Source organism: Oceanibaculum indicum P24, from assembly GCF_000299935.1.
GTDB lineage: Bacteria > Pseudomonadota > Alphaproteobacteria > Oceanibaculales > Oceanibaculaceae > Oceanibaculum > Oceanibaculum indicum.
Genome location: NZ_AMRL01000001.1, coordinates 99,878 through 123,418, shown reverse-complemented (window position 1 = coordinate 123,418; position 23,541 = coordinate 99,878). Strand labels below are relative to the sequence as shown.

Here is a 23,541-nt window from a genome sequence, read left to right as displayed (position 1 = left end):
GGCAGATGACAGACACCGCCCTTCCCAAATCCGGCCCCGGTTTCCTGACCCGCAACTGGCGGCGCCTGGCGCTGATCCGCGAAAGCGGCGTCGGTACGGTCGGCCTTTCCATCATCGTCTTCTGGTGCCTGATGGCGCTGCTGGCGCCGCTGATCGCACCCTATCCGCCGAATGCGCAATATGTGCCCTTCCAGGTGCCGGGCGTGACCGCCCCCGATGGCGGCACTTTCTGGCTGGGCACCGACCATCTGGGCCGCGACATCCTCTCGCGCCTGATGTGGGGGGCGCGGACGGTGCTGTTCTACGCCCCGCTCGCCACCTTCTGCGCCTATGCGGTCGGTATCGTCATGGGGCTGGCGGCGGGCTACAAGCGCGGCTGGATCGACGATGTGCTGAGCCGCGTGGCCGACATCATCCTCTCCTTCCCGGTGCTGGTGCTCTATGTCGTGGTCATCACCACCTTCGGCGCGTCGGGCATCAACATCATCATCGCCGTCACCTTCGCCAGCGCGCCCGGCATCATGCGCATCGTGCGCGGGCTGGTGCTCGACCTGCGCACCCGCGACTATGTGGCCGCGGCGCAGACCCGTGGCGAATCTGCCTGGTACATCATGTTCGTTGAAATCCTCCCGAACGCGCGCGGCCCGCTGATCGTCGATGGCTGCCTGCGCCTCGGCTATGTCATCATCACCATCGGCGTGCTCGGCTTCCTTGGCCTCGGCCTGCCGCCGCCCGATCCCGACTGGGGCGGCATGGTGAACGAGACGCGCGGCATGGCCATGGCGTTCCCGCACATGACGATCTTCCCATGCATCGCGATCTCCTCGCTGGTGCTGGGGTTCAATCTGCTGGCCGACGGCCTGCGCGAAATCTCGCTGAGGGACTGAGCCATGGCAATCAACGGCAACAGCGATATCCCCGTGCTGGAGATCGAGAATCTCTCGATCTCCTACTTCACCCGTGCCGGCGAGATTCCGGCGGTGGTGGATTTCAGCCTGACGCTGAACGAGGGCGAGACCGCCGGCCTGGTCGGTGAGTCGGGCTGCGGCAAGTCCACCGTCGCCATGGCGATCATGAACTATATGGGCGGCAATGGCGGCATCGTCGGCGGCTCCATCAAGTTCCGGGGCCGCGATATCGTGCAGATGTCCCCGGAGGAGCTGCGCCGGCTGCGCGGCAAGGACATCGCCATGGTCTATCAGGAGCCGATGGCGGCGCTGAACCCGTCCATGACCATCGGCCGGCAGCTGGCCGAGGTGCCGATCTGCCATGAAGGGGTGGACGAGGCGACGGCGCTGAAGCGCGCGGCGGAGTTGCTGGACGCGGTGAAGCTACCCGATGCCCAGCGCATCCTGGAGGCCTATCCGCACCAGATTTCCGGTGGCCAGCAGCAGCGCGTGGTGATTGCCATGGCGTTGCTGTCCAAGCCGTCGCTGCTGCTGCTGGACGAGCCGACGACCGCACTGGACGTGACGGTGGAGGCCGGTATCGTGGAGCTGATTGCCGAACTCAGCCGCGATTTCGGTACCTCCAACCTCTACATCTCGCACAATCTGGGGCTGATCCGGGAGACCTGCGACCGCGTCTTTGTCATGTATTCCGGCGAGGTGATCGAGGAAGGCAGCATCGACGAGGTGTTCCAGACCACGCGCCATCCCTACACGCATGGGCTGTTCGGCGCGATCCCTATGCCGGGGTCGGACAAGTACGCACATCCGCTGGTGCCGATCCGCGGGCAGCTGCCGCTGCCGCACCGGCGGCCCAAGGGCTGCAATTTCGGGCCGCGCTGCGACCATTTCGAGACCGGACGTTGCGATGCTGGTTCGATAAAGCTGGAGAAGGTGGCGCAAGGGCCGCGCCCGCATGTGGCGCGCTGTCTGCGCTGGGACGAGATCGACTGGAGCGCCTATTCGCCGGATGTCGAGACGCTGGAGCCGCTGACACCGGGCGAGCGCGTGCTGCGTGTCGATGAGATGCGCAAATATTACGAGTTGACGGACAAATCGCTGATGGCGCTGCTGAAGGGCCGCACCATCCGCTATGTGAAGGCGAACGAGACGCTGAGTTTCGATGCCCGCCGGCAGCAGACGGTCGCCATTGTCGGCGAATCGGGCTGCGGCAAGTCCACCTTCGCCAAGGTGCTGATGGGGCTGGAGACGGCGAGCGAGGGCAGCATCCGCTTCAATGGCGACGATATCGGCGATCTGCCGGTGGAGCAGCGCTCGCCGGAGCAGATCGGCTCGCTGCAGATGGTATTCCAGAACCCGAACGACACGCTGAATCCCAGCCATACGGTGGGTGGGCAGATCGCCCGGGTGATCCGCAAATTCGGCGTCGCCAGCGACCCGAAGGAGATCGAGCAGCGCGTCCTGAAGCTGCTGGACATGGTGAAGCTACCACGCGACTTCGCCAAGCGCCGGCCGCGCCAGCTGTCCGGCGGGCAGAAGCAGCGCGTCGGCATCGCCCGCGCTTTCGCCGGCAATCCGGACATGGTGATCGCCGACGAGCCGGTCTCGGCGCTGGACGTCTCGGTGCAGGCCGCCGTGACGCAGCTGCTGATGGAGATCCAGCGCAATTCCGGCACGACTCTGCTGTTCATCAGCCACGACCTGTCGGTGGTGCGCTATCTGGCGGACCGCATCGTCGTCATGTATCTGGGGCAGATCATGGAGCAGGGGACGACCGAGGAGGTGTTCTCGCCGCCCTATCATCCCTATACGGAGGCGCTGCTGTCCGCCGTGCCGGTGGCCGATACCGCCATCGAGAAGCGCCGCATCGTGCTGGAGGGCGAGTTGCCCAGCGCCCTCAATCCGCCGGAGGGCTGCCCGTTCGCCACGCGCTGCCCGCGCAAGCTGGGCGATATCTGCGACCGGGAACGCCCGCCCGTGCTGGAGCCGGAGAAGGGCCACCGCATCGCCTGCCACATCCCGCTCGATGAGCTGCAGGACGTGCCGCCGGTCTTCAGCACGAAGGGCGATGATGACGGCAACGATCCCGCCGCCGCGGCCTGAAGATTACTGGAGCGGCTTGGCGTCGGTTCTGGCGGCCCAGCCGATCAGCTTCGCGCTGGGCCAGACCCAGGCGATGCCGGCCACCAGGTAGAAGCCCAGCTCCGCCGCCCAGTGATCGGGCAGGAAATAGGTGCCGACGACCATGGCGAGCAGGGAATAGATCACCAGCCCGACCAGGATCAGCAGCACGGCCACGGTGGAACGCCACCGGAAGGGAAGAAAATCGCGCGACATGCCGGGGAAGATAGGCGGCGGGTGCCGTCTCGCCAAGGGGCTTGTCCTGCCATCTTGCGGCAACCTTCATATTCGCACAGACTGAAACACGGGGAATCCATCAGGGGCAATGCCATCCACAGAGGAGTTGGCCCAAAGGAGTCGGCAATGCGATTGCTTTTCCCTGTTTTCATGACCCTTTTCATTTTGGTGCAAAGCGTGCCGCCCGCGCGTGCCGCCGGGCCGGCGGTCGATCTGGTGCTGGTGCTGGCGGTCGATGTATCCGGCAGCATGGACGAACACGAGATGAGCCAGCAGCGCGAGGGTTATATCGACGCGATCCGCCACCCCGCCGTGATCCGCGCCATCCAGGATGGCGAGCAGGGCAAGGTCGCCATCGCCTATGTCGAATGGGCGGGGGCGGAGTTCCAGTGGACGCTGATCGACTGGACGCTGGTGGACGGGCCGGAGACGGCGGAGGCCTTCGCCAGCCTGCTCGAAAGCAAGCCGCTGAACCGGTCCATGTGGACGGCGATCGGCTCCGCCATCGATTATTCCGTCGGCGTCATCGAGCGTGCGCCGTTCGAGGGCAAGCGCAAGGTGATCGATATTTCCGGCGACGGGCCAACCAATCGCGGCGTGCAGGCGGCCCCGGCACGCGACCGCGCGGTCGCCAAGGGCATCACCATCAACGGCCTGCCGATCCTGAATGACCGGCCGCAGCCTTTCGGCTCGCCGACGCCGCGCGAACTGAAGCTGGACCTGTATTACGAGAACCAGGTGATCGGCGGAGACAATGCCTTCCTGGTGGTGGCGGAAGGCTTCGACGATTTCCGCGTCGCCATCCTGCAGAAACTGATCCGCGAGATCGCCGATCTCTCGGGGCCGGTGAGGACACAGTTTGCCGCACGTCCCACCGGCGACTGAAAAAAGAAAGGCGGGGTTTCCCCCGCCTTTCCGTCTATTCGATTCAAGCCTGTTTCAGAAGGCTTAGTAGATGCCGACCTCGACATTCGTGTTCGGGTTCTGCGACAGCTGAGCCTGGCTCGGCGCGGCATCGCCATCGATCACATTCACCGCGAGGTTGCGGTTGCCGGCGGTCGGGTCAGCGTCGCTGGCGCCGGAGGCATTGCCCGGAAGACCAGTATCGATCGGCTGGACCGAAGCCTGGGTGCGCTCATAGTCGGTGACCATGTTCAGCGCGGTCGGGTTGGCGTCGCTGGCGCCCCACACCGTGGCGGAGGCCGGCGCGGTGGCGGCGACACCGACAAGGCCGGCAACCAGCAGGGCGGGGAGGGTGGTCTTGTTGATCAGGGTACGCATGGTCATTGTGCTTCTCCTTGGGTTATCCGTTTGGGCCGGCGGCTGGTGCCGGCCTCGATAGCCAAGAGATAGGCACAAAAATTATCGTTTAAACTCAACGGCTTTTCACATCGATGTGATCGATTTGTGAAGGAACCATTTCACCCTTCAGTTCGTATATGAAGGTTTCAGCCGATCCAGCATGCGCAGCAGCGCCGGCCATTCCCGCTTGCCGCCGGGGGCCGGATCGCGCTCGTACTGCTGGGCGGTATATTCGGCTACCTCATGGCTCGGGAGCACCAGTTCCGCCCCGCCGGTGACGGCCGGTACCTGCACCTGGCAGGAGCGGATGAGGTAGAACATCAGCACGAAGGCTTCCGGTATCGTACGGCCGCCCACCAGCATGCCGCGCCCCTTGCGCAGCAGCGCGCAATGCTGGCCCAAAGCCTCCGCCGCGCGCTTGCCGGCGGCCAGATTGTCGCCCGGCACCGCCATTTCCTCCGTGCCGATGCGATTATAGAATTGCAGCGAGAACTGGCTGATCGGCAGTAGGCCCTCTGGCCCGCAGGCAACCGCCGCCGCAGCGCCGCCCGTTACCTCGATCACCGCCGTGATCTCCGGCCGCGCCGCCAGGATGGCGCGGTGTGCCGCCAGCGTATCGGCATCGACACGGCTTTCCGCGTCGCTCTCCTTGCCATCGGCGACGATCACCGCGTCCGAGGCGCGCATGTCGCCGAACGCCACATCGTCCGGCTTTGCCAGCACGCCATTCAGCAGGCGGACCGTGATCCGTCCGTCATCGACATGCGCCAGCCGGTACAGTCCGAATAGCTGGCAGGTGGCGGCCAGATCGCGGCGCAGGACGGGTTCCTCGAAGGAGGCCTCGTAAAGGGTCGTGTCGCGCATCGCTTCCTCGTATGGTGGATCGGTCGGACAGTGCGGGCTTGCACCCAACCTGTCAATCCGACTTACTGCTTGCCTCACTTGCCTTTTTCGGATGCCACGATGACAGACTCCCGAACCCTGGCCTATGGCGCTGACAGCGATTATGGGCTCCTGCGCGATGTGTTGCTGTGCCAGCCCGACAATTTCCGCTGGTTCCCCGCCAATTCGGTAGCGGAAGAGACGCTGCGGCGGGGCACTTCCTTCGATCTGCAGCTGGCACAGCGCCAGCACCGCGAGATGGTACAGGCGCTGGAAAGCGCCGGTGTGACGTGTCACTTCGCCGCGCCCGACCCGAACCTGCCATATCAGGTCTATACTCGCGACCCGGACGTCATGACGCCCTGGGGCGTGCTGGTGACGCAGATGTTCCGCCCGCAGCGCGTCGGCGAGGTGGCGCCCATCGTGCGCTTCTACCAGGGCAATGGCATTCCGGTGTGGAACTGGGCCACGGCCGGCTCCATCGAGGGCGGCGACATCCATATCGTGCGCCCCGGCACGCTGCTGATCGGCTATAGCGGCGACCGCACCAAGGAGGCGTCGGCCCGGCAGGTCGCCGGCTGGTTCGAGGGGCAGGGATGGCAGGTGCGCTGCCAGCCTTTCGCCCAGCACTTCCTGCATATGGACCTGCTGTTCGCCATGGCGGCGGAGAAGGTGGCGCTGGCCTGCCTGGAGGTGCTGCCCGACGATTTCACCGGCTGGCTGCGCAGCCTCGGCATCGAGCTGGTGCCGGTCAGCTACAAGGAGGCAATGGAGCTGAACGGCAATGTGCTGGCGCTGGGCGGCGGCAAGGTGCTGTCCGCCGCCGGCTCGAAGGACGTGAACGCGAAGCTGCGTGCGCTTGGCCTCGACGTGCTGGACCCCGACCTCACCATGTTCACCATGGGCGGCGGCGGGCCGCGCTGCATGACGATGCCGATCCGGCGAGACTGACCGCCCGATGGCCCCGGTGGCGAAGAAACGCCTCGACGTGCTGCTGGTGGAGCGCGGGCTGGTGGAAAGCCGGGCCCGCGCCCAGGCGCTCGTCATGGCCGGGCTGGTCTATTCCGACACCAAGCGGCTGGACAAGCCCGGCACGGCGCTGCCAGAGGACGCGCCGCTGGAGCTGAAGGGGCAGGATCATCCCTGGGTTTCGCGCGGTGGGCTGAAACTGCAACATGGGTTAGATCATTTCGGGATCGATCCGACTGGTATGACCTGCCTCGATGTCGGGGCCTCCACCGGCGGCTTCACCGATGTGCTGCTGAGCCGCGGGGCGGCCAGGATCTATGCGGTTGATGTGGGCCACGGGCAGCTGGCCTGGAAGCTGCGGCAGGATGACCGGGTGGTAGTGCTGGAGCGTACCAACGCCCGCCACCTGACGGCGGAGCAGGTCCCGGATGCCATCGACCTGGTGGTCTGCGATGCCAGTTTCATCGGGCTGGAGCTGGTGCTGGCGCGGCCGCTGGAACTGGCCAGCGCGAATGCTTTTCTGGTGGCGCTCATCAAACCGCAGTTTGAGGTTGGCAAGGAACGGGTCGGCAAGGGCGGGGTAGTGCGCGATCCGGCCCTGCATGAGGAGGTCTGTCAGCGCATTGCGGACTGGCTGTCGGCACAGCCGGGCTGGAATGTGCTGGGGATCGAGCCCTCGCCGATCCTGGGGCCGGAGGGCAACCGCGAATTCCTGATCGCCGGCCGCAAGGGCGGCTGACGCTTACATCAGGCTGCGGATATAGACGTCCGTGACGACATCGCCGAATTGCCGGTTCAGCGCGTCGATCAGCTTCAGCTTGAAGGTGCGGATGCTCTGCTGGCTGGGCCGGCCAGCGGAATAAAGCTCGATGGCCAGCGGCAGGACCATGGCATCGACCAGCTGGCTGTTCTGGGTCAGCGCCGTGCGCGCGGCCAGATCCTTGGCCTCGATGGTCAGCGCAAGACGGCCGCCGACCGGCTTCTCGTCCTGCAGGAAATTGATCATGTAGGGGCCGACGTTCACGAAACGCGCCGTGTTCGTGCTGTCGGTCTTGGCGCCCGACGCCGCGCTGGACGGGGCCGGCGCCAGGCCTGTCGCGGCGATGGTCAGCAGGGCGGCAAACAGCAGGAAGGGAAGGCGGCGCATCATGCCCCTAACCTTGCCGGTCTTCTGCGGCGGAATGAAGGCGCATCGCTGGGCGCCCTCACTTGATTTCCGGTATTGGCAGGCGCAGCGGTTGCGGCGCTTCCATCGCCCCGCCCAGCAGTGCCTCATACCGCGTCAACAGTGCCGACAGCCGGGACAGGCTGGCCAGCGCCTGCATGAACTCGCCGCCGCGCAGCAGATCCAGCACGGCCTGGAACGGGTCCTCCGGTGCCGGGAAGGGCTGAAGCTTCAAGGGCGCGCCGTCCGGCAGGCTGAGCAGTGTGCGCAGCGCCTGCTGCGCCTCGGCATAGCCGCCAACGGCATCGACAAGCCCGATCTCGTCGGCATCGGCGCCGGTGAAGACGCGGCCGCGTGCCGCGCGGTCGATCCCGGCCGCATCCAGCCCGCGTGCCGCCGCCGCCTTGCCAGTGAAATCGGCATAGATGCGGTCCAGCGTGCGCTCCATCTGCCGGCGCTGCGCGTCGGTGAACGGCTCCAGCGGGCTGTACAGGGTAGCGTTGGCGCCGGCCGCAACCCGGTCATGGCCGATGCCCAGCCGTTCCAGCGCGCCGGCGAATACGATCTTGCCGCCGGCCACACCGATGGACCCGGTCAGCGTCATCGGCTGCGCCACGATGCGGTCTGCCGCCATGGCGATGAAATAGCCGCCGGAGGCTGCGACATTGCCCATCCAGGCGACGACCGGCTTGCCAGCTTCCTTGGCGCGGCGAACCGCCTGCCAGATGCTGTCGGAGGCGATGTAGGAGCCGCCGGGGCTGTCGATGCGCAACAGGATCGCCCGCACTGACGGGGCATTGACCGCGGCGTCCAGCGCATCCGCCAGTTGGCCGGCAGACGCGATATCTTCGCGGAACAGCCCGTCGGGGGCCATGCGCACGATGGGGCCACTGGCGGTGATCAGCGCAATTTCCGCCGCCGGCTTTTCCTGCGGCCTGGCGGCATGGCGGGCATAGGCACCAAGCGGCACCGGCCTCGCGTCATTACCGGCCACCGCCAACGCGGCGGCGCGCGCCTCATCGCGGTAGCCCAGCCGGTCCACCAGCCGGTTCTCCAGCCCGCGTGCGGCGTCGACCGGCGCTTCGTCCACCAGCGCACGCAGGCGGTCGGCATCGACCGACCGGCGGGTGGCGATATCGGCGATCATCCGGCCATGCAGGGACTCGGCGATGCGCTGGTAATTCTGTCGCACCGCGGGGGTGAGGCTGCGTTCGGTCAGCGTCTCGACAACGCCCTTATATTCCTGCCGCCGCATCATCTGCGGCTCGATGCCCCACTCATCCAGCGCCTCGCGCAGGAACATGAAGTTGAGAGCGACGCCGGTGAGGCCGATATCGCCCGATGGCTGCAGCCAGATCTGGTCGAAGGCGCTGGCGATGTAGTAGGCGGTGTTGCCGGACTGGCCCTCGCCGAAGGTGTCGGCAAAGGCGATGGCCGGCTTGCCGGCGCTGCGGAAGCGCAGGATCGCCTGATGCAGCTCCTGCGCCTGGGCGAGGCCCAGCTGGGCGTGGCTGAGATCGGCCAGGATGCCGCCAACGCGCGGATCGATGGCGGCGCGATCCAGCGCCTCCAGCACCTGGCGCAGGCTGGGTTGCTGCTGCTGCCGGATGAGCGCCTGCACCGCATCGCTTTCCTGTTCCGGCAGCGCACCGGCGAGCGGCAGGTGCAGCAGCACGCGCGGCGGCAATTCCGGCGCCTGCCAGCGCGATTCGTAGCGTTCCATCAGCTGGTCGGACAGCAGGTAGAGGCCGCCGATCACCAGTACGACGATCAGGCCGACAAGGGCCAGCAGCCCGACGATCACCCGGCGCAGCCAGCCCAGCATGGCGCTATACCTTCCCGGTCAGGGCGCGCTGGCGCAGCACATGATCGGCCAGCACCAGCGCCATCATCGCCTCGCCCACCGGCACGGCGCGGATACCGACACAGGGATCGTGCCGACCCTTGGTGCGGACCTCGATCTCGTTATTGTTGCGGTCCACCGAGCGGCGCGGCGTGAGGATGGAACTGGTCGGCTTCACCGCGAAGCGCACCACGATATCCTGCCCCGTGGAAATGCCGCCCAGGATGCCGCCCGCCTTGTTCGACAGGAAGTCGACCCGGTTGCCGGCCATGCGCATCTCGTCGGCATTTTCCTCGCCGGTCAGCGAGGCGGCCTCGAAGCCGGCGCCGATCTCCACCCCCTTCACCGCGTTGATCGACATCATCGCGCGGGCAAGGTCGCTGTCCAGCTTGTCGTAGATCGGCTCGCCCAGCCCGGCGGGGAAGCCGCTGGCCACCACCTCGATGACGGCGCCGCAGGAGGAGCCTGCCTTGCGCACCCCGTCCAGATAGCCCTCCCACTGTCCCGCCGCCTGTGCGTCCGGGCACCAGAAGGGGTTGTTCTCGGTCTCCGCCCAGTCCCAGTTTGCGCGGTCGATGCCATGCGGGCCGACCTGCACCAGCGCACCTCGGATCGAGATATCCTTGCCCAGAATGTGGTGCAGAACCTTGCGGGCGATGCCGCCGGCGGCAACGCGCATCGCCGTCTCGCGCGCCGAGGACCGGCCGCCGCCACGATAATCGCGGATGCCGTACTTCGCCTGATAGGTGAAGTCGGCATGGCCGGGCCGGAACTGTTCGGAGATTTCCGAATAATCCTTGGAGCGCTGATCGACATTCTCGACGATCAGCCCGATCGGCGTGCCGGTGGTCACTCCCTCAAACACGCCGGAGACGATTTTCACCTCGTCCGGTTCGCGGCGCTGGGTGGTGAAACGCGACTGGCCGGGCCGGCGCCGGTCCATCCAGTGCTGGATGTCCGGCTCGCCCAGCGGCACCAGCGGCGGCACGCCATCAACGACGCAGCCGATGGACGGTCCGTGGCTCTCGCCCCAGGTGGTGAAGCGGAACGCCGTGCCGAAGCTGTTGCCAGCCATGTTCGCTCGCTTTCCGCTGCGTCAGACGACGGATATGTCGGGCGCGTCCACCGCCTTCATGCCGACGACGTGATAGCCGCAATCGACGTGGTGAATCTCGCCGGTCACGCCGGTCGAGAGGTCGCTGAGCAGATAGAGCGCCGAGCCGCCGACATCCTCCAGCGTCACATTGCGCTTCAGCGGGGAATTATACTGGTTCCACTTCAGGATATAGCGGAAATCGCCGATACCAGAGGCGGCCAGCGTCTTGATCGGCCCGGCGGAGATGCCGTTCACCCGGATGCCGCGGTCGCCCAGATCGACGGCCAGATAGCGCACGCTGGCCTCCAGCGCCGCCTTGGCCACGCCCATCACATTATAGTGCGGCATGACGCGTTCGGCGCCGTAATAGGTCAGCGTCAGCAGGCTGCCGCCATCATTCATCATCGGCACCGCGCGCTGCGCGACAGCGGTGAAGGAATAGCAGGAAATATCCAGCGTATTCAGGAAGTTGTCGCGCGTGGTGTCGACATACTTGCCCTTCAGCTCGTCCTTGTCGGAATAGGCGACGGCATGGACGACGAAGTCCAGCTTGCCCCATTCGGACTTCAGAGCGGCAAAGGTGGAATCGATGCTGGACTCGTCGGTCACGTCGCAGGGCAGCAACAGGCTGGAACCGATGGAGGCGGCCAGCGGCTCGACCCGCTTCTTCAGCGCGTCGCCCTGATAGGTGAAGGCCAGTTCCGCGCCCTGCGCCGCGGCGGCGCGGGCAATGCCCCAGGCAATAGAACGATCGTTCGCGACACCCATGATGAGGCCGCGTTTGCCGGCCATAAGCGCCGAGGCGTTGGTCATCTAGTCCCCACTGGTACAGAAACGGGTCGAAAGAAAAGGTCGGGCATCCTACACGAAAGCGCAAAGCAGGGTAAAGCTGCGGCGCTGGCGGGAAATGTTTCAGTTTGTAAACAGGCCTGTTCTCCACCATTCGTCATTCCCGACCCCAAGTCCCATCGGTGTCGGGAATCCAGGCCTAGGCTCGCTTCGCCTCCGCCGGCGCGCTATTCCATCCCCATCGCCTTGCGCGGGTTGAAACTGTTTTTCGGCTTCCAGCGTTCCAGGAAATCGGTCAGCTCGCGGTCGGCCGGGTCGGGCAGCATGATGCGCAGCCGCACATACTGGTCGCCGCGGATGCCGCTCTTGCGGTCCGGCACGCCCTTGCCCTTCAGGCGCAGGGTGGTGTCGCCGTTGGAGTTGGCCGGGATGCGCAGCTGCACCTTGCCGTCGATGGTCGGCACCGGGACAGAGGCGCCCAGCGCCGCTTCCTGCAGCGTAACCGGCAGGTCGAGATAGATGTTGATGTCCCGGCGCTCGAAATAATGGTGCGGCTTCACCGTCACCTCGACGAAGGCATCGCCGGGCGGGCTGCCATGGCTGCCGGGCCGGCCCTGACCCTTCAGGCGCAGTGTCTGGCCGCTTTCGGTGCCGGACGGGATGGTGATCTCCAGCGTCTTGCCATCCGGGAAGGTGACGCGCTTCTTGGCTCCGGCGGCGGCCTCCAGGAACTCGATATCCAGCTTGTAGCGCACCTCGGCGCCGCGTTCGGTATCGCGGGTCCGCGTGCCGGCCCCGGCACTTGCTCCAGCACCAGCCGTCCCGGTTCCGGCGGTCCCGGCACCCGCCTGGCCGGCGCGGGCCTTTACATCCTCCGGCTTCATGCCGGCGGCGCGGAAGAATTCGGAGAAGAAATCCTCGGCACTGCCGCTGGACCCGCCAAAGCCGAAGGGGCCGCGCGACCGGCCGGAGCTGGCGCGCGTCCCGGCGCGCGTGCCGCGATAGCCGCCGCTGGAAAAGCGCCGCTCATTGCCTTCCGCATCCAGGTCGCCACGGTCGTACTTGGCGCGCTTGTCGGTGTCGGACAGCAGATTGTAGGCGGTGTTCACTTCCTTGAACTTGCGCTCCACATCCGGATCGCCGGCATTCACGTCCGGGTGGTACTTCTTCGCAAGCTTGCGGAACGCCGCCTTGATGTCAGCCTGAGACGCGTTCGGCGCCACGCCCAACACGTCATAGGGATCGCGCATCGTTGGTCCTGTTCCCGCCGGTTATTCGACGATCTTCCAGCTGCCGTCAGGCTGGCGGCAGGCGGTGCCGTAGGCATTCTCGCTCTTGCCGCCGATGGTGACGGTCTGCTGGAATTCGCGGCAATATTCGCCGCTGGCAGAAGTGCCCTCGCGCACCGGCGTCACGCTGCCGGAATTTCCGGTGTTCGGGTTGTTCCAGGTGATGGTCTCGCCTACCGGGGCGGCCTGCGCACGGTCCATCGCCCGGTTCGCGCGCTGGCGGTCCACCTCGTCCAGGTCGCGGCCGATCTGGTTGCCAAGGAAGCCGCCTAGCAGCGCACCGGCGGCCACAGCCGCCAGCCGGCCCTTGCCGCCGCCAATCTGCGAACCGGCGACTGCGCCGGCGATACCGCCCAGGATGGTGCCGGCGGTCTGCTTGTTCTCGTGATTGCCGTTCTCGCAGGCTGCAAGCAGCAGCAGGGCGGACAGGGCAAGGGCGGTTTTCTTCATCATCTCGATAACAACCTGAAAAGGGGTTCCGGCAGGCGCTGCCCGACCAGATTTCATACGATATTAACGTAGGGCGGCGTCTGCCCCCACAAGATAGTGAGTCCGGCCCCTGTTCCAACGGCATTTTTTACAGTCCAGCTTTGCCTTTGCATAACTGTCCTGCCGTTGTTGGCTGGACCCGGCGGCATGGTCTGACTACCTTAACCGCGACCCGCACGATGCCGAGGCGTTACCTGATGAGCGATACACAGCATGACGACCCCTTCGACCTGTTCGCCCGCTGGTTCGAGGAGGCGAAGGAGAAGGAAATCAACGACCCCAACGCCATGGCGGTGGCGAGTGTCGATGCGAAAGGCCGGCCATCGATCCGCATGGTGCTGCTGAAGGGGTTCGATGCTTCCGGTTTCGTCTTCTACACCAATTACGAAAGCCGCAAGGGCACGGAAATCCTCGGCAACCCGCAGACGGCACTGCTGTTCCACTGGAAGTCGCTGCGCCGGCAGGTGCGGATCGAGGGGCCGGTGGAAAAGGTCAGCGACGCCGAGGCCGACGAGTATTTCCACAGCCGCCCCCGGCAGAGCCAGATCGGCGCCTGGGCCTCGCAGCAGTCGCGCCCGCTGGAAAGCCGATTCGCGCTGGAGAAGGCGGTGGCGAAATATGCCGCCAAATACCCGGTCGGCACCATTCCGCGCCCGCCCTACTGGTCGGGCTTCCGCATCCGCCCGGATTATTTCGAGTTCTGGGAGGACAGGCCGTTCCGCCTGCATGACCGGCTGATCTACAAGCCGGCCGGGAATGGCTGGGCGACCGAGAAACTGTATCCCTAATCAGGACCGCGCATGACTGACGCCCCCGCATCGACCCAAGCCAATGGCCGCCTGATGCGGCTGGCGAGCTATGCGGCTGTGTCGGTGGCGCTGGTGCTGATCGCCGCGAAGCTGGTGGCCTGGCTGCTGACCGGCTCGGTCGCGCTGCTGTCCAGCCTGGTCGATTCGGTGCTGGATGGTTTCGCCTCCATCGTCGCCTTCGTGGCGATCCGCCAGGCCCTGACCCCGGCGGACAAGGAACACCGCTTCGGCCATGGCAAGGCGGAACCGATCGCCGCGCTGGGGCAGGCCGCCTTCATCGTCGGCTCGGCGCTGTTCCTGAGCGTGGAGGCGGTGCGCCGGCTGTGGTCGCCGCAGCCGGTGGCGCAGCAGGAGATCGGCATCGCGGTCATGGTGTTCTCGATCCTGCTGACGCTGGCGCTGGTGGCCTTCCAGCGCCATGTGATCCGCCGCACCGGCTCTTTGGTCGTTTCCGCCGACAGCCTGCACTACAAGGGCGACCTGCTGATCAATCTGTCGATCATCGCCTCGCTGGTGCTGACCGGCTGGTTCGATTTTCCGCTGGCCGATCCGGTCTTCGCGCTGGGCATCGCGCTCTATCTCATCTGGAACGCGCGCGGCATCGGCGGCGAGGCGCTCGACATGCTGATGGACCGCGAACTGCCGGACGAGGAACGCCGGTCGATCCTGGTAATGGCGCGCGATCATCCCGGCGTGCTGGGCGTCCATGATTTGCGCACCCGCGCCGCCGGGCCGGACCGGTTCATCCAGATGCATCTTGAACTGGACGGGACCACCAGCCTCGCCAAAGCGCACGCCATTGCCGATGCGGTGGAAGCGAAGATCGAGGCGGCTTTTCCCGGCGCCGACGTCATCGTCCATCAGGACCCGCATGGTATCCCGGATGCGCCACGGGATAACCCGCCGGCGCCGGCGGGCACATGACCGGCGATCCGCAGCAGCCGGTCATCGATTTCCTGTCGCGGCCGGAGACCTATGGCGGGCCAGGGCCGGTGGAGCGGCTGGAGACCCACACTGCCCATGTCTTCCTGGCCGGCGAGCGGGCCTACAAGCTGAAGAAGGCGGTGCATTTTCCTTACATGGATTTCTCCACCGTCGAAAAGCGCCGGTCATTCTGCGAGGCGGAGCTGGCGCTGAACCGCCGTACCGCGCCGGACCTCTATCTGACGGTGCAGGCGGTGCGGCGTCTGCCGGACGGCACGCTGACGCTGGGGCAGGAAGAGGGGGAGGCACTGGACTGGCTGGTGGTCATGCGGCGCTTCGACCAGTCTGCCCTGTTCGACACCATGGCCGAACGCGGCGATCTCACGGAGCCGCTGATGGATGGGCTGGCCGATGCCATCGCCGGTTTCCACGCGGCGGCGGAAACCGCGCCGGGGCAGGGCGGAGCAAAAGCCTTCCGGGGCTATGTCGAGGGCAATGCGGCGGAGCTGGAGCGCGCCATCGGCACGGTCTTCGATGCGAGCGCCGTAGAGCGTGTGAACCAGGGCTGCCGGGCCGCGCTGAAGCGGGTGACCGGCGTGCTGGACGACAGGCGCGATGGCGGTCATGTGCGGCGCTGCCATGGCGATCTGCATCTGCGCAATATCTGCCTGATCGACGGGCGGCCGACGCTGTTCGACTGTATCGAGTTCAACGACGATTTCGCCCTCATCGATACGCTCTATGACCTCAGCTTCCTGCTGATGGACCTCAATTATCGCGGGTTGCGCGGGCACGCCAACCGCGTGCTGAACCGCTATCTGTCGCGGTGCGGCTATGACGGGCTGGCGGTATTGCCGCTGATGCTGGCCTGCCGGGCGGCGATCCGCGCCCATGTGACGGCGCGGCTCGTGGACGGTCTTGAGGGGGAAAAGCGGGAAAAAGCGGCGGCCGAGGCGCGCTCCTATCTCGACCTGGCCCTGTCATATCTTGACCCATCCCCGGCGCGACTGGTCGCGGTTGGCGGCCTGTCCGGCACCGGCAAATCGACGCTGGCGCGCGGACTGGCTCCAGCTCTGGGCGTGGCGCCGGGTGCCGTGATCCTGCGCAGCGACGTGATCCGCAAACGTCTGTTCGGCGTGGCGGAAACCGATCCTCTGCCACAGGAAGCCTACAGGCCGGAGGTCTCGCGCCGCGTCTTCGCGGAGATCGCACGGCTGGCGGGGGAGGTGCTGGCGCAGGGCCATGCGGTGATCGCCGATGCGGTCTATGGCGAGGACTGGCAGCGTGACGGCATCGCCAATGTTGCGGCGAAGGCCGGCGTACCCTTCGAGGGTCTGTGGCTGGAGGCACCGCAGCGCCTTCTGGAAGAGCGCGTCGATAACAGGCGCGGCGATGCCTCGGACGCGACATCCACCGTGGTGCGCGCGCAGGCCGCGCGGATCAGGCCGCCCGAAGGCTGGCGCAGGATCGATACCGGCGGGGGCAAGGAAGCCTCCCTGGCGGCGGCAAGGGATGCGCTGGGCCTGCCGGAAATTAATTGAGAATCGCTCGCAATATCTCCCGCTCGTCCCGGCGATGGTATATGCTGCGCCGCCGAAGCTTCCGCCCCATACCCCTGTGAGTGCGCCATGTCCGAGAATGCCTGCCCGATAGACCATAAGGCCGAGCCTGCCCCGGACCTCTCCGCCCCGGACCTGTCACAGGCGAAGACCTGCATCGTCACCGGCGCCAGCCGGGGCATCGGTCATTCCACCGCGCGCTATTTCCGCGACCGGGGCTGGAAGATCATCACCTGCAGCCGCGATGCCGCGCCGGCCGAATGCCAGCGCGATCCCTACTGGACGGCGCATATCCCGACTGACCTGTTCGACCCCGCCAGCGTAAAGGCGTTCATCGACGAGGCGACGGCGCTGCTCGATGGCGGGCCGGTGCATGCGCTGATCAACAATGCCGGCTGGTCGCCCAAGACCGACTTCAAGGAACGGCTGGGCTGCCTGAACGGTGATATCGATGCCTGGCAGCAGGTGTTCGAGCTGAACTGCTTCGCGCCGCTGCGTCTGGCCCGCGGCTTCGCCGCCGCCCTGCACAAGGGCAAGGGCTCGATCGTGAATATCACCTCCATTGCCGGTCATTCGATCCATCCCTTCGCCGGGTCGGCCTATTCCACCTCGAAGGCGGCGCTGTCGGCGCTGACCCGCGAGATGGCGGCCGATTTCGCGCAGCTGGGCGTCCGGGTGAATGCGGTGGCGCCGGGCGAGATCGAGACCGCCATGCTGTCGCCGGAGTACGAGATGCTGGTGCCGCGCATCCCGATGCACCGGCTCGGCAAGCCGGAGGATGTCGCCTCGACCGTCTTTGCGCTGTGTTCCGACCAGTTCGGCTATGTCACCGGCACCGAGATTTTCGTCACCGGCGGCCAGCATCTGTATTGATACCCCCCTCCCTGTCCCTCCGCCGCCCAACATACGAAGGGAGGGGAGAGGGAAATATGGATGCAGCTTCCTTTCCCCCTCCCCCTCGACGGGGGAGGGATGGGGTGGGGGTGGAGCAGTATGATGCGCCTTCAGTCACCACTCTCTCAGGCCGTCATTCCCGGCCTTGTGCCGGGAATCCAGGTATCGGCTTGCTTCGGGCATCGATCCAGTAAGCTGAACCCGGGACCCCCGCAATAAATGCGGGGGTGACGGACGGAGGGGGGAGCAGCGATGCACCGGCCAAAGGTCACAAAAAAATGACGTCTGCCGGATCGAGCGGCTAGATTGGGGATGTCCGAAACGACAGGAGCCCCGATGCCTGCCGCCGCCGTCCGCGCGCCCGAGATCGACCGCCCAGGCCTGGCCTGGTTCAACGTGCCGCAACCGCTGTCGCTGGCGGATCTGCGCGGCAAGCTGCTGATCCTGGATTTCTGGACCTTCTGCTGCATCAACTGTCTGCACATCCTGCCGACGCTGAAGCGGCTGGAGCAGGCCTTCCCCGAGGATGTCGCGGTGATCGGCGTGCATTCGCCGAAATTCGCCGCCGAACGCGAGCCGGAGGCTGTCCGCCATGCCATCGCGCGCCATGGCATCGCGCATCCAGTGGTGCACGATCCGGACTTCCTGCTGTGGCAGGAATATGCGGTGCGGGCCTGGCCGACGCTCATCTTTGTCTCGCCGGACGGCTATGTGATCGGCCAGCATTCCGGCGAACCGGATGCGGAGCGGCTGCAGGAAGTCGTCGAAAAGACGCTGAAGGACTATCGCCGCAAGGGGACGATGCGGCCCCGCCCGCTCGACCTGGAACCGGAGAGGATGCCCTCGGCGCGGTTCCGCTTTCCCGGCAAGATCAAGCCCCTGCCGGAAGCGCCGGACAGTCCCGGCAAGCTGTGGATTCTGGCCGATTCCGGGCATCATCAGATCGTCATTCTGGACGATGAGGGGCGGGAGCTGATGCGCTTCGGCAGCGGGGAGGCGGGATTCGCCAGCGGGCCGGCGGACCGGGCGCGCTTCCGCGATCCGCAGGGGCTGGCCGCCGATACCGGGGCGATCTATGTCGCCGATACTGGCAACCACGCGATCCGCCGTATCGACCGCCAGACCGGGCAGGTGACAACGCTGGCTGGCAATGGCCGGCGTGGCTACGTGCTGCAAAGTGCGGTGCCCTTCGCCGATGCGGAACTGGCCTCGCCCTGGGATCTGGCGCTCTCCGGCGGCACGCTGTATTTCGCCAATGCCGGTACCCACCAGCTTGGCTATATCGATTTCGCCCGCGCGGAAGTGGTCCGGCTGGCCGGCAGTGGCGGCGAGAACATAACCGACGGGCCGGCGGCGGAGGCGACGCTGGCGCAGCCCAGCGGCCTCGCTCTCTCGCCCGATGGCGGCACGCTCTATTTCGCCGACAGCGAGACTTCCTCGGTCCGGGCCGTGCGCAGCACGCCGGAAGGGCCGGTCGTCGAGACGCTGGTCGGCCAGGGGCTGTTCGAGTTCGGCCATGTGAATGGCGACTATGCCAGCGCACGGCTGCAGCACTGCCTCGGCCTCGACTGGTGGGAGGAGGCCGGGCCGGAAGGCGGGCTGCTGGTCGCCGACAGCTACAATAACGCGCTGCGCGTGGTGGATTTCGCCGACCGCACCGTGCGCGACCTCGATGACGGCTTCCTGTGCGAGGATTCGCTGTGCCTGCCGCTGGCCGAACTGGCCGGAATCGCCGCGGACGGTTCCGGCCGGCTGCTGGTCAGCGATACAAACAATCACCGCGTGCTGGAATATCTGCCCGCCACGCGCCGCTACCGAACCTGGTCGGGGTAGGTACGGGGCAGGGTAGGAATTTTCTCTAATGTCATTGCCGGGCTTGACCCGGCAATCCAGGGGCGGTGCCCTGCCTGGAACGTTACAACACGTGGCCCCTGGACCCCCGGGTCAAGCCCGGGGGTGACAAGTTGAGGGCAGTCAGAACATCCGGCCGCAATCGACCACCACGGTCTGGCCGGTGACCGCCTTGTTGGCGCAGAGATAGACCATGGCATCGGCCACATCCTCCGGCTCCACCATGCGCAGCAGCATGGTGTTGGCGACCGAACGGTCCTTGCGCTCGTCGGGCCAGGTATCGGTCCAAGGCGTGCGGGTAAGGCCGGGGGCGACCGCGTTCACGCGGATGTCCGGTCCCAGCGCCTTGGCGAGGTTGCGCGTCAGGTTGATGAGGCCGGCCTTGGCAGCACCATAGGCCAGTGAGCTGGCATTGCCGCCCATCCCGGCGATGGAGGCGGTGGAGACGATGCAGCCGCGTGCTTCGCGCAGATAGGGCACGGCGGCGCGGGTGCAGCGGAACGGGCCGACCAGATTGGTGGACAGAAGCTTGCCCCAGAATTCCTCGGTCATCGCGTCGAGGTCGGCGAAGGGGATCGGCTCCAGCGAGCCCGGCGTCGCCGCGTTGTTGATGAGGATGTCGAGCCCGCCCAGCGCCTTTGCCGCCGTCTCCACCATCGCTGCCGCCTGCTCCGGATTGGACACGTCGCCCGGCGCCGCCAGCGCGGTGCCGCCGGCCTCCCGGATCGCGGCCACGGCCTCTGGTCCGCGCGGATCGTCCGCCAGATGGTTCACGGCAACGGCAGCACCGCAGGCAGCCAGCGCCCGGGCAGTGGCCAGCCCGATGCCCGACGCGCCGCCGGTCACCAGGGCGCGTTTTCCGGCGAAGTCGGCTTTCAGCATTGGGGGTATCCTCCTGTTTCTTTGGCCGGGCATGCTCCACGGCATTTCCCGGCTTTTCAAGTTGGCTGTTGCGGATAGCAGCCGTGCTGGCTATTTTTGATGTGTGAAATTCAATTCCGCAAATGCCCGCTCGCGGCAGGGGAGTGAATAAGATTGCATTCCCCCGAGGCCATGAGGGGAGTGCGGACCATGAAACGAAATAGCGGCCGCAGTCGGCAAAGCCGAAAAGAACCGAAGCGGTCGGTACCTTTAGGGAGGTTGCCTATCCATGACATATTTGCGCTCGAAATCCGTCTGGGGTGCCGTTCTGGCAGCCGGCGTCGTGTTCGCCGCCGGTGCCCCGGCGCTTGCCCAGGGCAAGGTCGATCTGCCCTCGACCATCGCCTGGACGGCCTATGACGTCGGCTCGGCCGGCTATAACCAGTCCGTCGCCATCGGCAAGGCGCTGAAGGATGCCTATGGCACCGACCTGCGCGTGCTGCCGGGCAAGAATGACGTGTCCCGCCAGGTGCCGCTGCGCGCCGGCAAGGTGCATTTCTCCGCCACCGGCGTCGGCGCCAGCTTCATGGCGCAGGAAGGCGTGTTCGAGTTCGGCAGCAAGGAGTGGGGCCCGCAGGAGAACCGCGTGCTGCTTGCTTCCAACAGCGAGGGCAATCTGTCGGTCGGCGTCGCCGCCGATGTCGGCATCAAGACCATCGCGGACCTGAAGGGCAAGCGCGTCGCCTGGGTCGTCGGCGCCCCGGCGCTGAACGAGAATGTCCGCGCCATCCTGGCCTTTGGTGGCCTCACCTGGGATGATGTGGTGAAAGTTGAGTTCGGCGGTTTCGGCCCGTCCTGGGACGGCATCGTGAACGGCCAGGCGGACGCTGCCTTTGCCTCCACCACCTCGGGCAAGGCCTATCAGCTGGAAGCCTCGCCGCGCGGCCTGTTCTGGCCGCCGCTGCCGCATGGCGACAAGGAAGGCTGGAAGCGCCTACAGGCGAACGCGCCGTTCTTCGCGCCGAACATGGGCACGGTCGGTGCCGGCCTGTCGGCGGAAAAGCCGCATGAGGGTGCCGCCTATCCCTATCCGATCCTGATTGCCTATCCGACTCAGGACAAGGCGCTCGCCTATTCGATGACCAGGGCGATGATCGAGCAGTTCCCGAAGTACAAGGGCGCTGCGCCGGGCATCAATGGCTGGGCGCTGGACCGGCAGATCCTGAAGTGGGCCGTTCCCTATCATGAGGGGGCCATCGCTTACCTCAAGGAAGCCGGCGTCTGGAAAGACGAGCATCAGCAGCACAATGACAAGCTGATCGAGCGTCAGCAGGTGCTGAAGAAGGCCTGGGCCGAGGTCACCGCCAAGAACATCAGCGATGACGAGGCCTTCAAGAAGGCCTGGATGGAGACCCGTGCCAAGGCCCTGCAGGCCGGCGGCTTCGACGTGGTCTATAACTGATCCACATGAGCTTAAGGACGGCGCCCGGCACACCACCGGGCGCCGTTTTTTCCTTACACGGCTGATCTATTCCGCTTCGCGCAGGGTTTGCTTACATGACCTCGGCAGAGAATGATGGCGCGGCCGGCGCCCAGTCGCTTTCGGACGTTCTGCAGTACCGCACCATCCACGGTCCGCTCCGCACGGTTTTCGTCATCCTGACGCTGGCGGCCGTGCTGCTGTCAGTGAACCAGCTGTTCAATTTGCAGCTGTTCGGCCTCGTTGTGCTGGACAACCGCTATCTCTATTCGCTGGCCGGTATCTTCCTCTGCCTGACCTATATCGTCTTTCCGCTGCGCGGGAAGGGGGACGCCCAAGGGGCAGTGCCCTGGTACGATATCCTGCTCGGCGCGCTGTCGCTGGCTGTTGCCGGCTATTTCGTCTGGACCGGCGAGGAGGCGCTGTCGGCCGGCTGGGAATATGCCGCCCCGCAGACGGCGATGATCCTGTCCTTCGTGTTCTGGGTCCTGATCCTGGAGGCGACGCGGCGCACCGGCGGCACCATCATCTTCGCCATCGTGCTGCTGTTCTCGCTCTATCCGGCCTTTGCCGACAAGGTGCCGGGGCCGATCTCGGGCTATCCGCTGCCACTTGAAGACACGATCGCCTTCCACATCATCTCCAGCGAAAGCTCCTTCGGCATCCCGATGCGGGCCTTCGGCGAACTGGTCGTCGGCTTCATCGTCTTCGGCGCTGCCCTGCAGCAGACCGGCGGCGGCCGGTTCTTCAACGATCTGGCGCTGGCGCTGGTCGGCCAGTTCCGCGGCGGTGCGGCGAAGGTCGCGATTTTCGCCAGCGGCTTCATGGGCTCGATGAGCGGCAGCGTGATCTCCAACGTGCTGACCACCGGCGTGGTCTCCATCCCGGCGATGCGGCGCACCGGCTTCTCCCGCTCCTACGCCGCCGGTACGGAGGCCTGCGCCTCGACGGGCGGCGTGCTGATGCCGCCGGTGATGGGCACGACCGCCTTCGTCATGGCCTCCTTCCTCGGCATTCCCTACATCGACATCGCGCTGGCCGCCGCACTGCCGTCGATGCTGTATTATTTCGGCCTGTTCGTGCAGCTCGACTCCTATGCCGCACGGCGCGGCCTCAAGGGGCTGGAGCGTGCCGAGGTGCCGAGCCTGCGCGAGACCTTCCGCGAAGGCTGGCAGTATCTCTTCGTGTTCGCGGTGCTGATCTTCGTGATGGTGGTGTTCCGGCAGGAGACGTTGGCGCCGTTCTACGCCACCGGCCTGCTACTGATCATCAACCAGATTTTCCCGCGCACCCGGCTGTCGCTCGACGGGTTCTTGAAGCTGATCCAGGCAATCGGCCGCTCGCTGGCTGAGCTGGTGTCGGTGCTGCTGGGCGTCGGCCTGATCGTCGGCGCCTTCTCGGCCACCGGCCTTGCCGGCACGCTGGTGAACGACCTGCTGTTCATCGCCGGCGACGCCACCATCGTGCTGCTGATCATGGGTGCCATCACCAGCTTCATCTTCGGCATGGGGATGACGGTCACCGCCTGCTACATCTTCCTGGCCATCGTGCTGGCCCCGGCGCTGACCCAGGCCGGCATGAACCCGCTGGCGGTGCATCTGTTCATCATGTACTGGGGCATGGTGTCCTTCATCACGCCGCCGGTGGCGCTGGGCGCCTTCGCAGCGGCCACCATTGCCGGCACGGGGCCGATCAAGGCCGGTCTGGCAGCGATGCGGCTGGGCAGCGTGATCTATTTCGTGCCCTTCTTCTTCGTGCTGAACCCGGCGCTGATCGGCCAGGGCACGACGGGCGAAGTGCTGCTGGTGCTGGCCACCGCCTTCCCCGGCGTGTGGATGATCGCCTCGGCGACGCAGGGCTATCTCGCCTTCTTCGGCAGCTTCGGCGATGGCTGGGCCAGCCTGGTCAACCGGGCGCTGCTGTTCGTCGGCGGCATCCTGCTGATCTTCCCCGGCTTCGAGGAGTTCCATCTGAGCCAGATCGAGCTGACCGGCATCGCGCTGGCGCTGGTCGCTGCCTCGCTGCTGCTGGAAACCGGGAGGCGGAAACTGGCCTCGGCTTGAAGTTGTACGT

General features: G+C 66.1%; 22 protein-coding genes. 12 read left to right on the top strand and 10 right to left on the bottom strand.

Annotated features, from left to right (window positions below; all coding sequences use genetic code 11):
- Positions 1-5: 5 nt before the first annotated feature.
- Complete coding sequence (locus P24_RS00585) at positions 6-887, top strand: ABC transporter permease (protein ID WP_008942737.1); 882 nt, start codon at positions 6-8, stop codon at positions 885-887.
- A 3-nt stretch (positions 888-890) separates the two neighbouring features.
- Positions 891-3,011, top strand: a complete 2,121-nt coding sequence (locus tag P24_RS00580; RefSeq protein ID WP_008942736.1) for a dipeptide ABC transporter ATP-binding protein — start codon at positions 891-893, stop codon at positions 3,009-3,011.
- Between the two features lie 3 nt (positions 3,012-3,014).
- On the opposite strand, the gene P24_RS00575 is transcribed toward P24_RS00580, so the two are convergent.
- The gene (locus P24_RS00575) at positions 3,015-3,281 is read right to left on the bottom strand and encodes a DUF2842 domain-containing protein (RefSeq protein ID WP_202802332.1); all 267 of its coding nucleotides are present in this window, start codon (positions 3,279-3,281) and stop codon (positions 3,015-3,017) included.
- 162 nt (positions 3,282-3,443) lie between these two features.
- Here P24_RS00575 and P24_RS00570 point away from each other — a divergent pair, with 162 nt between their 5' ends.
- A complete protein-coding gene (locus tag P24_RS00570; protein WP_237740144.1) occupies positions 3,444-4,151 on the top strand; it encodes a DUF1194 domain-containing protein in 708 nt (235 codons plus the stop codon).
- A 63-nt stretch (positions 4,152-4,214) separates the two neighbouring features.
- Here the strand turns inward: P24_RS00570 and P24_RS00565 are convergent, their stop codons facing one another.
- Positions 4,215-4,553: a hypothetical protein gene (locus P24_RS00565; protein WP_008942733.1), complete on the bottom strand. Its 339-nt coding sequence runs from the start codon at positions 4,551-4,553 to the stop codon at positions 4,215-4,217.
- A 141-nt stretch (positions 4,554-4,694) separates the two neighbouring features.
- A complete protein-coding gene (locus P24_RS00560; RefSeq protein WP_008942732.1) occupies positions 4,695-5,432 on the bottom strand; it encodes a class II aldolase/adducin family protein in 738 nt (245 codons plus the stop codon).
- A 99-nt stretch (positions 5,433-5,531) separates the two neighbouring features.
- Here P24_RS00560 and P24_RS00555 point away from each other — a divergent pair, with 99 nt between their 5' ends.
- Positions 5,532-6,401 (top strand): dimethylarginine dimethylaminohydrolase family protein, encoded by an 870-nt coding sequence (locus P24_RS00555; RefSeq protein WP_008942731.1) that lies wholly within the window; start codon positions 5,532-5,534, stop codon positions 6,399-6,401.
- A 16-nt stretch (positions 6,402-6,417) separates the two neighbouring features.
- The gene (locus tag P24_RS00550) at positions 6,418-7,158 is read left to right on the top strand and encodes a TlyA family RNA methyltransferase (protein WP_008942730.1); all 741 of its coding nucleotides are present in this window, start codon (positions 6,418-6,420) and stop codon (positions 7,156-7,158) included.
- Positions 7,159-7,161: 3 nt separating this feature from the next.
- On the opposite strand, the gene P24_RS00545 is transcribed toward P24_RS00550, so the two are convergent.
- The 6 genes from P24_RS00545 to P24_RS00520 form a co-directional block, all read right to left on the bottom strand.
- Positions 7,162-7,569, bottom strand: a complete 408-nt coding sequence (locus P24_RS00545; protein ID WP_008942729.1) for a hypothetical protein — start codon at positions 7,567-7,569, stop codon at positions 7,162-7,164.
- Positions 7,570-7,624: 55 nt separating this feature from the next.
- Entirely contained in the window at positions 7,625-9,409 is a 1,785-nt protein-coding gene (sppA, locus tag P24_RS00540; RefSeq protein ID WP_008942728.1) for a signal peptide peptidase SppA, read from the bottom strand.
- A 4-nt stretch (positions 9,410-9,413) separates the two neighbouring features.
- Positions 9,414-10,502, bottom strand: a complete 1,089-nt coding sequence (aroC, locus tag P24_RS00535; protein WP_008942727.1) for a chorismate synthase — start codon at positions 10,500-10,502, stop codon at positions 9,414-9,416.
- A 21-nt stretch (positions 10,503-10,523) separates the two neighbouring features.
- Positions 10,524-11,336 (bottom strand): enoyl-ACP reductase FabI, encoded by an 813-nt coding sequence (gene fabI / locus P24_RS00530; protein WP_008942726.1) that lies wholly within the window; start codon positions 11,334-11,336, stop codon positions 10,524-10,526.
- 203 nt (positions 11,337-11,539) lie between these two features.
- Complete coding sequence (locus P24_RS00525; RefSeq protein WP_008942725.1) at positions 11,540-12,562, bottom strand: DnaJ C-terminal domain-containing protein; 1,023 nt, start codon at positions 12,560-12,562, stop codon at positions 11,540-11,542.
- Between the two features lie 21 nt (positions 12,563-12,583).
- A complete protein-coding gene (locus P24_RS00520; protein WP_008942724.1) occupies positions 12,584-13,054 on the bottom strand; it encodes an RT0821/Lpp0805 family surface protein in 471 nt (156 codons plus the stop codon).
- Between the two features lie 233 nt (positions 13,055-13,287).
- Here P24_RS00520 and pdxH point away from each other — a divergent pair, with 233 nt between their 5' ends.
- From pdxH to P24_RS00495, 5 genes are all read left to right on the top strand, one after another.
- Positions 13,288-13,878: a pyridoxamine 5'-phosphate oxidase gene (gene pdxH, locus P24_RS00515; protein ID WP_008942723.1), complete on the top strand. Its 591-nt coding sequence runs from the start codon at positions 13,288-13,290 to the stop codon at positions 13,876-13,878.
- A 12-nt stretch (positions 13,879-13,890) separates the two neighbouring features.
- Positions 13,891-14,823, top strand: a complete 933-nt coding sequence (locus P24_RS00510; RefSeq protein ID WP_040706032.1) for a cation diffusion facilitator family transporter — start codon at positions 13,891-13,893, stop codon at positions 14,821-14,823.
- The gene (locus tag P24_RS00505; protein ID WP_008942721.1) at positions 14,820-16,364 is read left to right on the top strand and encodes a bifunctional aminoglycoside phosphotransferase/ATP-binding protein; all 1,545 of its coding nucleotides are present in this window, start codon (positions 14,820-14,822) and stop codon (positions 16,362-16,364) included. Before P24_RS00510 ends, P24_RS00505 begins: the two co-directional genes overlap by 4 nt.
- 87 nt (positions 16,365-16,451) lie before the next feature.
- Positions 16,452-17,255, top strand: a complete 804-nt coding sequence (locus P24_RS00500) for an SDR family NAD(P)-dependent oxidoreductase (RefSeq protein ID WP_008942720.1) — start codon at positions 16,452-16,454, stop codon at positions 17,253-17,255.
- 357 nt (positions 17,256-17,612) lie between these two features.
- Positions 17,613-19,109, top strand: coding sequence for a thioredoxin-like domain-containing protein (locus P24_RS00495; RefSeq protein ID WP_008942719.1), 1,497 nt, complete (start codon positions 17,613-17,615; stop codon positions 19,107-19,109).
- A gap of 141 nt (positions 19,110-19,250) precedes the next feature.
- Here the strand turns inward: P24_RS00495 and P24_RS00490 are convergent, their stop codons facing one another.
- The gene (locus P24_RS00490) at positions 19,251-20,009 is read right to left on the bottom strand and encodes an SDR family NAD(P)-dependent oxidoreductase (RefSeq protein WP_008942718.1); all 759 of its coding nucleotides are present in this window, start codon (positions 20,007-20,009) and stop codon (positions 19,251-19,253) included.
- 268 nt (positions 20,010-20,277) lie between these two features.
- On the opposite strand from P24_RS00490, the gene P24_RS00485 reads away from it, so the two are divergent.
- Both P24_RS00485 and P24_RS00480 read left to right on the top strand, forming a co-directional pair.
- Positions 20,278-21,450, top strand: coding sequence for a TAXI family TRAP transporter solute-binding subunit (locus P24_RS00485; protein WP_008942717.1), 1,173 nt, complete (start codon positions 20,278-20,280; stop codon positions 21,448-21,450).
- Positions 21,451-21,545: 95 nt separating this feature from the next.
- The gene (locus P24_RS00480; protein WP_008942716.1) at positions 21,546-23,531 is read left to right on the top strand and encodes a TRAP transporter permease; all 1,986 of its coding nucleotides are present in this window, start codon (positions 21,546-21,548) and stop codon (positions 23,529-23,531) included.
- Positions 23,532-23,541: the final 10 nt, after the last annotated feature.

What these genes read in the sequence shown, in the direction of transcription:
- P24_RS00490 (WP_008942718.1), bottom strand. Translation starts at nt 20,009, where the DNA reads ATGCTGAAAGCCGACTTCGCCGGAAAACGCGCCCTGGTGACCGGCGGC.
- P24_RS00580 (WP_008942736.1), top strand. Translation starts at nt 891, where the DNA reads ATGGCAATCAACGGCAACAGCGATATCCCCGTGCTGGAGATCGAGAAT.
- aroC (WP_008942727.1), bottom strand. Translation starts at nt 10,502, where the DNA reads ATGGCTGGCAACAGCTTCGGCACGGCGTTCCGCTTCACCACCTGGGGC.
- P24_RS00505 (WP_008942721.1), top strand. Translation starts at nt 14,820, where the DNA reads ATGACCGGCGATCCGCAGCAGCCGGTCATCGATTTCCTGTCGCGGCCG.
- P24_RS00495 (WP_008942719.1), top strand. Translation starts at nt 17,613, where the DNA reads ATGCCTGCCGCCGCCGTCCGCGCGCCCGAGATCGACCGCCCAGGCCTG.
- P24_RS00520 (WP_008942724.1), bottom strand. Translation starts at nt 13,054, where the DNA reads ATGATGAAGAAAACCGCCCTTGCCCTGTCCGCCCTGCTGCTGCTTGCA.
- pdxH (WP_008942723.1), top strand. Translation starts at nt 13,288, where the DNA reads ATGAGCGATACACAGCATGACGACCCCTTCGACCTGTTCGCCCGCTGG.
- P24_RS00560 (WP_008942732.1), bottom strand. Translation starts at nt 5,432, where the DNA reads ATGCGCGACACGACCCTTTACGAGGCCTCCTTCGAGGAACCCGTCCTG.
- sppA (WP_008942728.1), bottom strand. Translation starts at nt 9,409, where the DNA reads ATGCTGGGCTGGCTGCGCCGGGTGATCGTCGGGCTGCTGGCCCTTGTC.
- P24_RS00545 (WP_008942729.1), bottom strand. Translation starts at nt 7,569, where the DNA reads ATGATGCGCCGCCTTCCCTTCCTGCTGTTTGCCGCCCTGCTGACCATC.
- P24_RS00565 (WP_008942733.1), bottom strand. Translation starts at nt 4,553, where the DNA reads ATGACCATGCGTACCCTGATCAACAAGACCACCCTCCCCGCCCTGCTG.
- P24_RS00510 (WP_040706032.1), top strand. Translation starts at nt 13,891, where the DNA reads ATGACTGACGCCCCCGCATCGACCCAAGCCAATGGCCGCCTGATGCGG.
- P24_RS00555 (WP_008942731.1), top strand. Translation starts at nt 5,532, where the DNA reads ATGACAGACTCCCGAACCCTGGCCTATGGCGCTGACAGCGATTATGGG.
- P24_RS00480 (WP_008942716.1), top strand. Translation starts at nt 21,546, where the DNA reads ATGACCTCGGCAGAGAATGATGGCGCGGCCGGCGCCCAGTCGCTTTCG.
- fabI (WP_008942726.1), bottom strand. Translation starts at nt 11,336, where the DNA reads ATGACCAACGCCTCGGCGCTTATGGCCGGCAAACGCGGCCTCATCATG.
- P24_RS00525 (WP_008942725.1), bottom strand. Translation starts at nt 12,562, where the DNA reads ATGCGCGATCCCTATGACGTGTTGGGCGTGGCGCCGAACGCGTCTCAG.
- P24_RS00485 (WP_008942717.1), top strand. Translation starts at nt 20,278, where the DNA reads ATGACATATTTGCGCTCGAAATCCGTCTGGGGTGCCGTTCTGGCAGCC.
- P24_RS00585 (WP_008942737.1), top strand. Translation starts at nt 6, where the DNA reads ATGACAGACACCGCCCTTCCCAAATCCGGCCCCGGTTTCCTGACCCGC.
- P24_RS00500 (WP_008942720.1), top strand. Translation starts at nt 16,452, where the DNA reads ATGTCCGAGAATGCCTGCCCGATAGACCATAAGGCCGAGCCTGCCCCG.